Raw genomic sequence first — 11615 nt, 5'->3', positions numbered from 1 at the left:
GCGGGTAAAACGGGGGGCCGCCCCGGGGGGCCCAGGCGGCCCCCCCCCCCGGGGGGGGGGGGGGCCCCCCCCCCCCCCCCCACCCCGAAACCCACCCCCACGCCCGCGCCCACCCAGCCCCGGAGCGGCCACCCCCGGAGCCGCCCCCGGCCACCCACCCTCCCGAAAGCCCCCCACCAACAGACATCCCCCACCCCGCCATCCGCCGGTAAGCCCCCGTTCAGCGGCTTCCTCCCCCCGCAATCCGGGAAAGAGAAGGTGAACGGGTTCCGGGACACCCCGTTCAGGGAGGGACGGCCATGGCGTCAGGGCAGGAGCTGGAAGCCGGGGTACGGCCGAGCGGCGGCCTGCGCCAGACCGAACCACCGTGGCCCGGCAGCTGGCAGCCACTCGGCGCCCGCTTCCGGACCGGTCAACTCGGCAGCGCGGGCACCAACTTCGCGCTCTGGGCGGCCGGCGCCGAGGCCGTCGACCTGTGCCTGTTCGACGAGGACGGCCGGGAGAGCCGGCACCGCCTGACCGAGCAGGACTTCCAGATCTGGCACGGCTTCCTGCCCGGCGTACGCCCCGGCGCCCGCTACGGCTTCCGGGTGCACGGCCGCTGGGACCCGTGGACCGGCGCGCGCTGGAACCCGGCGAAACTACTGCTCGACCCGTACGCCCGCGCCGTCGACGGCTGTTACACCTCGCACGACGCCGCCTGCTCCGCCGTCCGCAACTGGCCGGAGGCCGACGTCGCCGACACCGTCCGGGACAACCGCGACTCCGCCCCCTACGTGCCCAGATCCGTGGTCGTCCACGATGACGACGACTGGTACGACGACCACCGCCCGAAGACCCCGTGGGCCGAGACGGTGCTCTACGAGCTCCACGTCCGCGGCTTCACCATGCGCCACCCCGACATCCCGCCCCACCTGCGCGGCACCTACGCCGGCCTGGCCCACCCCGCCGCGATCGCCCACCTCACCCGCCTCGGCGTCACCGCCGTCGAGCTGCTGCCGGTGCACCAGTACGCCAGCGAGGACCACCTGCAGGCCCGCGGCCTGGTCAACTACTGGGGCTACAACACGATCGGCTACTTCGCCCCGCACGCCGGCTACTCCTCCTCCGGCTCGCGCGGCGGCCAGGTCGGCGAGTTCAAGCGGATGGTCCGCGCCCTGCACGCCGCCGGGATCGAGGTGATCCTCGACGTGGTGTTCAACCACACCGCCGAGGGCGCCGAACTCGGCCCGGCGCTCTCGCTGCGCGGCATCGACAACGCCGCCTACTACCGCCTCGCCCCGCACCGCCCGCGCGGCTACGCCGACTACACCGGCTGCGGCAACACCCTGGACACCCGCCGCCCGCAGGTGATCCGGCTGATCACCGACGCACTGCGCTACTGGGTCACCGAGATGGGCGTGGACGGCTTCCGCTTCGACCTCGCGGCCGCCCTGGCCCGGGGCACGGACGGGGTCGACATGGAGCACCCCTTCCTCGCCGCCGTCTCCCAGGACCCGGTGCTCAGCCGGGTGAAGCTGATCGCCGAGCCCTGGGACGTCGGCCCGGGCGGCTACCAGGTCGGCGGCTTCCCCCCGCTGTGGGCCGAGTGGAACGACAAGTACCGCGACACCGTACGGGACTTCTGGCGCGGCGCCCGCCCGGACGTGCGCGAGCTCGGCTACCGGCTCTCCGGCTCCTCCGACCTCTACCAGCGCGGCGGCCGCCGCCCGTACGCCTCCGTCAACTACGTGACCGCGCACGACGGTTTCACCCTGCGGGACCTCGTCTCCTACGACCGCAAGCACAACGAGGCCAACGGCGAGGCCAACCGGGACGGCACCGACGACAACCGCTCCTGGAACCACGGCGTCGAGGGCGAGACCGCCGACCCCGCGGTCAACGCGCTGCGGCTGCGCCAACTGCGCAACCTGACGGCCACCGTGCTGCTCTCCGCCGGCGTCCCGATGATCACCGCCGGGGACGAACTCGGCCGCACCCAGGGCGGCAACAACAACGCCTACTGCCAGGACGGCGAGGTCAGTTGGCTCGACTGGTCACTGCTGGAGCAGCCCGGCTGGCGCGAGCTGTGCGACCTGACCGCCCGGCTGATCCGGCTGCGCCGCGCCCACCCGGTGCTGCGCCAACGGGCGTTCTTCTCCGGCCGGGCCGCCGCCCCCGGCGGTCAGCCGGACCTCGCCTGGTTCACCCCGCTCGGCAAGGAGATGACCGAGGCGGACTGGTTCGCCCCCACCGCCTGCCTCGGCATGCTGCTCTCCGGCAGCGCGATGTCCGAACGGGACGACGCCGGCCGGCCGACCGGGGACGACAGCTTCCTGCTGCTGCTCAACGCGGGCCGCGAACCGGTGGTGTTCACCCTGCCCGGGGAGCCCTGGGCGGCACCGGAGGCCGCGTACGAGACGGTGGTGGACACGGCGGCCGCGGGCACGGGCGAGCCGTACCCGCGGGGCGCGGTGGTGCTGGGCGGGCGCTCGCTGCAGCTGCTGCGGGCGCCCGCCCACGTGGGGTGATCAGGCCGGGGCGTGACCGACCTCGACGTTCTCCAGGATGCCGATCGCGTCCGGCACCAGCACCGCCGCCGAGTAGTAGGCACTGACCAGGTAGGAGGCGATCGCCTTCTCGTCGATGCCCATGAAGCGCACGTTCAGGCCGGGCTCGACCTCGTCCGGGATGCCGACCTGGGTGAGGCCGACCACGCCCTGGTTGTCCTCGCCGACCCGCATCGCGATGAAGGAGGTGGTCTGGTCCTCGGTCACCGGGATCTTGTTGCACGGGAAGATCGGCACCCCGCGCCAGATCGGCCGCTGCTTGCCGAGGACGTCGACCGTGCCGGGGTAGACGCCGCGCTTGCTGCACTCCCGCTCGAAGGCCGCGATCGCCCGTGGGTGGGCGAACAGGTAGTCGGTGTCACGGCGCATGCTGAGCAGCTCGTCCAGGTCGTCCGGGGTGGGCGCGCCGGCGAGGGTCTGGATCCGCTGGTCGAAGTCGGCGTTGCCGAGCAGGCCGAACTCCGGGTTGTTGACGAGCTCGTGCTCCTGCCGCTCGCGCAGCGCCTCGATGGTCAGCCGCAGCTGCTCCTCGGTCTGGTTCATCGGCTTGTTGTAGAGGTCCGCGACCCTGGTGTGGACCTTGAGGACGGTCTGCGCGACGCTCAGCTCGTACTCGCGCGGCTCCAGCTCGTAGTCCACGAAGGCGGTGGGCAGCTCGTACTCGCCCTCGTGGCCCGCCGAGAGGTCGATCTCCGCCTCGCCGTGCGCGTTCTGCGCCTGGGCGGCGTCGGCGGCGAAGCCCAGCAGCTGCTCGCGCAGCGCCTCGGAGCGGCCGATCAGCTCCTGCAGCACCGGCCAGGACAGCGCCATCGCGACCCCGGCGGTGGCCGTCTTCACGGTGTACGGCCAGGTGCCGCCGCCGTCGGTGATCGCCTCGTCGCCGATGCAGTCGCCGTCCGCGAGCGAGCCGAGCATGGTCCGGTCGCCGTACTTGCCGGTGCCGATCAGGTCGACCTTGCCGTGCGCGACCAGGAACACCTCCTCGATCGGCGCCCCCTCCCGCACCAGGACGTCGCCCGGCGCGAAGTCCCGCTGGGTGAACCGGCGGGCCAGCTCGGCCAGCACCTCCTGGTCCTCGAAACCGCGCAGCACCGGCAGCTCGGCCAGCGAGGGGGCGATCACCGCCACCGCGGAACCGGTCTTGGTGAAGCTCGCCCGGCCGCGCCCGGCGGCGTAGCTCAGACGGCGGTTCACCCGGTAGGTGCCCGCGCTGACCTGCACCCACGGCAGCATCTTGAGCAGCCAGCGGGAGCTGATCGCCTGCATCTGCGGCTTCGACTTGGTCGTCGTCGCCAGGTTCCGCGCGGCGGTCGTGCTGAGGGAGAGCTGGGCCCGTACCTGCACGGTTGCGGAGCCGGGGCCCGGGGTGGTTTCGGTCTCGACCGTCATCTGCACACTCCTGTCACTCGCGCACCAATGAACATCCGTCAGGAGATGTCATCGGCCGATCGGCAGGGGCTCGCAAGAGGCGCGCGGCGCACTACTCCCTGCACGAACGGCATCGCACGCCCCGAGCTCCGCTCGCGCCCCACCCGTCCGGATGGCCGGTTCTCGCCGGGTGCCACCGACAGGGGCGAAAAACCGGATGAGAAGTGACGGGCTCTCTGCCTACCCTCACCGAGATGGCCGAGAACCGACAAGACGACGCCCCCGCGGCCGGGAGCCACCGCTCCACGGTCCGCTCCCTGCTGCGCCTGTGGCCCTACGCCCGGGCCGTGCGCGGCCGCCTCGCCGTCTCGGTGTCGGCCGCCTCGCTCGCCATGCTCAGCACCCTCGCCGTCCCGATGGTGCTCGGCCAAATCGTCGACGGCCCGCTCGCCTCCCACGACCTGGCCGGCCTCTGGCCGCCGGTCGGCCTGCTGCTGCTCCTCGGCATGGTCGAGGCCGCGCTGTTCTACACCCGCCGGGTGGTCCTCTCCCGCCCGCTGGGCCGACTGGAGGCCGCCATGCGCGGGGACCTCTACGCCAAGCTCCAGCGGCTGCCGGTCTCCTTCCACGAGCGCTGGGGCTCCGGCCAGCTGCTCTCCCGGGCCACCACCGACATGAACGCCATGCGGCTGTTCCTGGCCTTCCCGCTGGTGTTCCTGGTCGTCAACTCGGTGACGTTCCTGGCCGGCACGGTGCTGATGTTCACCCAGGACTGGCGGCTCGCCGTGATCGTCCTGCTGCCCTCCGTGCCGCTGTTCGTGCTCACCCGGCGCTTCGAGTCCGGCTACTCCGGCGCCGCCCGGCTCGCCCAGGACCAGAACGGCGACCTCGCCACCGTGGTCGAGGAGTCCATCCTCGGCATCCGCATCCTCAAGGCCTTCGGCCGCCACCGCTCGATGGCCGAGCACTTCCGCGAACAGTCGCACCGGCTGCGCCACACCGAACTGCGCAAGGCCCACCTGCTCGCCAACCTGTGGGCGGTGATCGTCGGCCTGCCGGAGATCGCCCTCGGCTGCGCCCTGGCCGTCGGCGCCTACCTGGTCGCCCACGACGAGCTGAGCGCCGGCACCCTGGTCGCCTTCCTCTCCACCGCGCTCGCGCTTCGCTGGCCGGTCGAGTCGCTCGGCTGGCTGCTCGCCTACGCCAACGAGGCCGCCACCGCCACCGACCGCTTCTTCGAGGTCCTGGACGAACCCGAGACCGAGGACCGGGGCACCGCCACCCGCCTCGGCGCCCCGGACGGCATCCGCTTCACCGGCGTCCGCTTCCGCTACCCCGACGCCCCCGCCGACAGCCCCGACCTGCTGGCCGGCATCGACCTGCACGTCCGCAGCGGCGAGACGATGGCCCTGGTCGGCACGACCGGCAGCGGCAAGACCACGCTCACCGCGCTGCTCCCCCGGCTGTACGAGACCACCGCCGGCACCATCACCCTGGACGGCCGGGACATCCGCGAGCTACCCCGGGAGAAGCTGCGCGAACTGGTCGCGGTGGCCTTCGAGGAGCCCACCCTGTTCTCCGCCACCGTCCGGGAGAACGTGCTGATGGGCGCCCCCGGCGCGGACGAGCGGCAGCTGCGCTCGGCCCTCGCCACCGCCCAGGCAGGCTTCGTCGACCAGCTCCCGGCCGGGGTGGAGACCGAGGTCGGTGAGCAGGGCCTGAGCCTGTCCGGCGGCCAGCGCCAGCGCCTCGCGCTGGCCCGCGCGGTGGTCGGCGGCCCGGCCTTCCTGGTGCTGGACGACCCGCTCTCCGCCCTCGACGTGCACACCGAGGCCCTGGTCGAACGGGCGCTGCGCGAGGTGCTCGGCTCCACCACCGCCCTGGTGGTCGCCCACCGCCCGAGCACCGTACTGCTCGCCGACCGGGTCGCGGTGCTCGCGGACGGCCGGATCGAAGCCGTCGGCACCCACCAGGAACTGCTGCGCGACAGCGCGCACTACCGCGAACTGATGTCGGGCGAGGCCGCCCTCGGGTCGGACGGCCCCTTCGTTTCGGACAGGGAGCCCGCCCGATGACCACCATCGTCCAGCCCGCCCAGCCCTCCCAGCCCGAACCGGCCGAGCCGGTCGGGCCGGTCGAGGAGGAGCTGCCCCCGCCCCCGGCCGACGAGGAGGACATCCCCGTCCCACCCGGCGCGCCGAGGGCACTGCTGCGCTCGCTGCTCGGCCCGCACCGGGCCCGGATCGCCGTCGCGATGGTGGTGATCCTGGTCCAGCAGGCCGCGCTGCAGTCCGGCCCGCTGCTGGTCGCGGTGGCGATGGACCGCGGCATCCCGGCGCTGCGCGAGCACGACTCCGGCCCGCTGATCGCGGTGGTGGCCGGCTACCTGTGCTGCGCCCTGCTCAGCCCGCTGCTGCAGTGGGCGTTCATCAAGATCAGCGCCCGGGTCAACCAGGACGTCCTGCTGGAGCTGCGCGGCCGGATCTTCCGGCACGCCCAGCGGCTCAGCCTGGACTTCCACGAGCGCTACACCTCGGGCCGGATCATCTCCCGCGCCACCAGTGACATCGACGCGCTGCGCGAGCTGCTCTCCGAAGGGCTCCAGGAACTGCTGACCGTCTTCCTGTCGGTCTGCTACATCTCGGTGCTGCTGGTGGTGCTGGACTGGCGGCTCGGCCTGGCCTCGCTGCTCGCCTTCCTGCCGCTGGCCCTGGTCGCCCACTCCTTCCGCACCCGCTCCCGCCGGGTCTACCGCCGCTCACGGACCGCCGCGGCCTCGATGATCGTGCGCTTCACCGAGACCATGAACGGCATCCGCCCGGTGCAGGCCTTCCGTCGAGAGAAGACCAACGACGCCGCCTTCGCCGTGGTCAACTCGCAGTCCTCCACGGCCAACGCGGAGGGCTTCCTGGAGCTCGCCCGCTACGTCGGCCTCTCCCGCGCCACCGCCAACCTCTGGACCACCGGCATCGTGCTGTTCGGGGCCTACCTGGTGGTGGACGACGCGCTGGAGCTGGGCGTGCTCACCGCCTTCGTGCTCTACCTGCGCCGCCTGTTCGACCCGATCGACCAGCTGGCGATGTTCCTGAACAGCTACCAGGCCGCCGCCGCGGCGCTGGAGAAGATCGCCGGCCTGTTGGCCCACGAGCCGACCGTCGCCGAGCCGGCCGAGCCCAAACGGCTCCCGCTCCGAGCCGAAGGGCGCGCCGGTGCCGAAAGCGAGCGAGTCACCTCCCGTGAGGTGTCCTTCGAGCGGACCCGCTTCGCCTACCGCACCGGCAAGGAGGTGCTGCCGCCCTTCGACCTGCTGATCCCGGCCGGGCAGACGGTCGCGGTGGTCGGGGCGACCGGCGCGGGCAAGTCGACGGTTGCCAAGCTGCTGGCCCGCTTCTACGACCCCACCGACGGCCGGATCCGGCTGGACGGGGTGGACCTGCGCGACCTCGCCACCCCCGAGCTGCGGCGCGCAGTGGTGATGGTGACCCAGGAGTCCTTCCTGTTCTCCGGCACCGTCGCGGAGAACATCGCGATCGGCCGCCCCGGCGCCACCCGCGCGGAGGTCGAGCAGGCCGCCCGCGACATCGGCGCCCACGCGTTCATCACCGCGCTCCCGGACGGCTTCGACACCGACGTGCGCAAGCGCGGCGGCCGGATCTCCGCCGGCCAGCGCCAGCTGGTCGCCTTCGCCCGCGCCCTGCTGGCCGACCCGGCCGTGCTGATCCTGGACGAGGCCACCAGCTCCCTGGACGTCCCCGGCGAGCAGGCGGTCCAGCGGGCGATGCGCACCGTGCTGGCCGGCCGGACGGCGGTGATCATCGCGCACCGGCTCTCCACGGTGGAGATCGCCGACCGCGTCCTGGTGATGGACCAGGGCCGGATCGTCGAGGACGGCTCCCCGCAGGACCTGATCGACGGCTCCGGCCGCTTCGCCGCCCTCCACCGGGCCTGGCGGGACAGCCTCGTCTAGGAGGCCCCACAGTTGTGCCCGACCGGGTGCGCCGTCACGCACCCGGCCGGGCCGCCGGCTCGGAGAACGCGGCCAGGGCGGCCGTCCGCAGGGTTCGCGTCATGACCATCACGCGCCCCTCGCCCGACACACCGGGCAAGCGGACGGCTGCCGTCCGTAGCACCCCGGACGGCAGCCGCAGCGGGCGGTGTCAGCGCCCTCGGGTGTCAGCGCAGCAGCCCCGCGTCCATCCCCGCCGACTCCGCCGGGAGTGCGACCAGCCCCAGCTCGGCCGGGGAGGCCAGCCGGGGGTGGGCGGGCAGCACCCGGACGGTGTAACCGAACGGGCCGGTGCGGCCGAGCTCCAGCGAGCCCTCGTAGCGGGTGCGGCCGTCCAGGTCCGGACCGCCGACCGGCTTGAGGGCGAGCACCGAGGCGTCCGAGATGCCGTCGGTCTCGTCCACCCGGCCGGAGACCACCTGCACCTCGACGTCGCCCGGCTCCAGCGCCCCGAGCGCGACCTGCACCCGCAGCGCCAGCGAGCTGCCCAGCTCCTGGGCCTCGGCCGGGCAGTCGGCCTCGACGTGCTCGACCCGCACGGCCGGCCAGCCGTCCCGGACCTTCGCCTTCCACAGCGCCAGCTCACGGGCGGCTGTGACTCGCCCGCTCTCCTCCAGACGCTCGGACCCGGTGCCGACGCTCCACGCTCCGGCGCTCCCTGCTCCGTCGGTCGCTTGTCGCTCCTCGCTCTCGACATCGGCGCACCCTTCGGCTCGGGGCGGGAGCTCCACCCTCAGCTCCCGCTCGGCCAGCGCCGCCGGGGCGTACAGCCGCTCGACGTACTCGCGCACCATCCGCCCGGCCAGCACCTTGGGCCCGAGGGTGACCAAGGTGTGCCGGACCATGGCGATCCAGCGGTGCGGCAGCCCGTCCGTGCCCCGGTCGTAGAACCGGCCGGCGACCTGCTCCTCGATCAGGTCGTACAGCGCGGCGGCCTCGATGTCGTCGCGCCGCTCGGCCTCGCTGCTCTCCGGGTCGAGCACGCCGGCTGCCTCGTCGGCGGTGGGGATCGCCCAGCCGTTCTGGCCGTCGTACCACTCGTCCCACCAGCCGTCCAGGACGGACAGGTTGAGACAGCCGTTGAGCGCGGCCTTCATCCCGGAGGTGCCGCAGGCCTCCAGCGGGCGCAGCGGGTTGTTCAGCCAGACGTCGCAGCCCGGGTAGAGGCGCCGGGCCATCGCCATGTCGTAGTCCGGCAGGAAGACGATCCGGTGCCGCACCGTCGGGTCGTCGGCGAAGGCGACCATCTGTTGGATCAGCCGCTTGCCGCCGTCGTCGGCCGGGTGGGCCTTGCCGGCCACCACGATCTGCACCGGCCGGGTGGGGTGCAGCAGCAGGCCGCGCAGCCGGTCCGGGTCGCGCAGCATCAGGGTGAGCCGCTTGTACGAGGGCACCCGGCGGGCGAAGCCGATGGTGAGCACGTCGGGGTCGAGCACCGAGGAGACCCAGCCGAGCTCGGCCTCGCCGGCCCCGCGCTGGCGCCAGGAGGCGCGCAGCCGGCGGCGGGCCTCGTCCACCAGCTGGGCCCGCAGGCTGCGGCGCAGGTCCCAGATCTCGGTGTTGCCGATCCGCTCCAGGCCGGTCCAGCGCTGGGTCTCGCCGGTGGTCATCGCCTCCTCGGCGCGGTCGGCGCCGATCTCGGCGGCGCCGAGGCGGACCACCGCCGGGTCGATCCAGGTGGCGGCGTGGACGCCGTTGGTGACCGAGGTGATCGGCACCTCGGCGGGGTCGAAGCCGGGCCAGAGGCCGTTGAACATCGAGCGGCTGACCTCGCCGTGCAGGGTGGAGACCCCGTTGGCGCGCTGGGCGAGCCGCAGGCCCATGGCGGCCATGTTGAACAGCTTCGGGTCCCCGCCGTACCAGGTCTCGGCGCCGAGCCCGAGCACCGACTCGACCGGGACGCCGGGCAGCGCGACGTCGCCGCCGAAGTGGCGGGCGACCAGCTCGCGGTCGAAGCGGTCGATGCCGGCCGGGACGGGGGTGTGGGTGGTGAACAGGGTGCCGGCCCGGACGGACTCCAGGGCGGCGGCGAAGTCCAGGCCCGCGGTGTCGGTTTCGGCTGGGCCGGCGGCGACCAGTTCGCGGATCCGTTCGACGCCGAGGAACCCGGCGTGGCCCTCGTTGGTGTGGAAGACCTCGGGGGCGGGGTGCCCGGTGAGCCGGCAGTAGGCGCGCACGGCCCGGACGCCGCCGATGCCGAGCAGCATCTCCTGGAGCAGCCGGTGCTCGCTGCCGCCGCCGTAGAGCCGGTCGGTGACGTCCCGTTCGGCTGGTGAGTTGGCCTCGATGTCGGAGTCGAGCAGCAGCAGCGGGACCCGCCCGACCTCGGCCTTCCAGACGTGGGCGGCCAGGGTGCGGCCGCCGGGCAGGGCGAGGTCGACCCGACAGGAGGTGCCGTCGGGCTCGCGGAGCAGGCTGACGGCGAGCTCGTCCGGGTCCAGCAGCGGGTAGCGCTCCTGCTGCCAGCCGTCCCGGTTGAGCGACTGGCGGAAGTAGCCGTGCCGGTAGAACAGCCCGACGCCGATGATCGGCACGCCGAGGTCGCTGGCCGCCTTGAGGTGGTCGCCGGCCAGGATTCCGAGGCCGCCGGAGTACTGGGGCAGTGTGGCGGCGATGCCGTACTCGGGCGAGAAGTAGGCGATCGCCGCGGGCGGCGGGGTGGCCCCGGTCTCCAGCTGGGTCTGGTACCAGCGCGGCCCGGTGAGGTACTCGCGCAGGTCGTCGGCGAGGTCGCCGAGTCTGCGCAGGAACCGCCGGTCGGCGGCGAGCGCGGCGAGCCGGGCGGCCGGGACCTCCCCGAGCAGCCGCACCGGGTCCTCGCCGGTCGCGGCCCAGACCTCCGGGTCCACGGACCGGAAGAGGTCCCTGGTCTCGGGATGCCAGGACCAGCGCAGGTTGAGGGCCAGCTCGTGCAACGGCTGGAGTTGTTCGGGCAGGACGGTGCGGACGGTGAATCTGCGGATTGCCTTCACAGGCGTGAAGCGTAGCCTTCAAGGCCGCCATGACAGTGGCTCAAGTGGGCTATTGGGCATCCGTTCGGCCTATTGATGAGATCGCATTCGGCGCATTGGTCTGCACGGGGGGCGCGCGAGGCGCGCATTCTGAGGCGTCGCGCTACCAATGCATGAACTCTGCGGAACGGATCCATTTCCGGATGCTCATCCACTCCGGACAAAGCCCGAAACTACTGTCGTACCGCTGCGAAAACCTTGTCCCCGGTGCGAGGATGACCGAAGGTCGTAGATGCTGCGGGGACGCCTCCCGTCACCGTGAAGCAGCACGTCCGAATCCTTTTCGCGTTGATCGTTCCCGTTCTCCCTTAGCCCGTTCGGCGCGCGCCGCGCACCGGCGCGTGTCCTCCACACCGGTCCGCTCGTTCACGGGTCGACCGAGCCGCCAGGGGCGTGCCCCCCGGAGGCGTGCGCCGGGACACGCGCGGGCTCCGGGGTGTCCAGCCACCGCCACGGCGGGCGCCGGGCAGGTTGCCGGGGACAGCGGCGCGGGCAGGCTCCGGTCGCACGTCCTCCCCACCCCAGCAGTCCTCCCGGCACTCCCCTGGCCCGACCCCCGGCCCGCGGGAGCTGCCGCCGATCTCGGGCAGGAGTTTGGCATGCACGGCGACACGCGGGACCAGTCCACACCGGTGGCCGAAACCCTCGACGCAGCGGTCGCGGAATCCGCCGCGCGGATGG

5 protein-coding genes are annotated in these 11615 nt (G+C 73.1%); 3 read left to right on the top strand and 2 right to left on the bottom strand.

What is annotated here, in order from left to right:
• Window positions 1-299: 299 nt before the first annotated feature.
• Window positions 300-2510 (top strand): glycogen debranching protein GlgX, encoded by a 2211-nt coding sequence (glgX, locus tag ACGF12_RS20425; RefSeq protein WP_393031681.1) that lies wholly within the window; start codon window positions 300-302, stop codon window positions 2508-2510.
• Here glgX and ACGF12_RS20420 read toward each other — a convergent pair whose 3' ends face one another.
• Window positions 2511-3938 carry a family 2B encapsulin nanocompartment shell protein gene (locus ACGF12_RS20420; RefSeq protein WP_393031678.1) on the bottom strand — a complete coding sequence of 476 codons (1428 nt, stop codon included), beginning with the start codon at window positions 3936-3938 and terminating at the stop codon, window positions 2511-2513.
• 233 nt (window positions 3939-4171) lie between these two features.
• Here ACGF12_RS20420 and ACGF12_RS20415 point away from each other — a divergent pair, with 233 nt between their 5' ends.
• A complete protein-coding gene (locus ACGF12_RS20415) occupies window positions 4172-5992 on the top strand; it encodes an ABC transporter ATP-binding protein (RefSeq protein WP_393031675.1) in 1821 nt (606 codons plus the stop codon).
• Window positions 5989-7884: an ABC transporter ATP-binding protein gene (locus ACGF12_RS20410; protein WP_393031671.1), complete on the top strand. Its 1896-nt coding sequence runs from the start codon at window positions 5989-5991 to the stop codon at window positions 7882-7884. The genes ACGF12_RS20415 and ACGF12_RS20410 overlap by 4 nt, the downstream gene beginning before the upstream one ends.
• Before the next feature lie 206 nt (window positions 7885-8090).
• On the opposite strand, the gene glgP is transcribed toward ACGF12_RS20410, so the two are convergent.
• On the bottom strand, window positions 8091-10895 hold the full coding sequence (glgP, locus tag ACGF12_RS20405; protein ID WP_393031668.1) for an alpha-glucan family phosphorylase: 2805 nt from the start codon (window positions 10893-10895) through the stop codon (window positions 8091-8093).
• Between the last annotated feature and the right edge of the window lie 720 nt (window positions 10896-11615).

The organism is Kitasatospora sp. NPDC048296 (assembly GCF_043201815.1).
In the GTDB taxonomy this organism is placed as follows: Bacteria; Actinomycetota; Actinomycetes; order Streptomycetales; family Streptomycetaceae; genus Kitasatospora.
The sequence above is the reverse complement of the archived record's forward strand: the minus strand, read 5'-3'. Positions and strand labels throughout refer to the sequence as shown.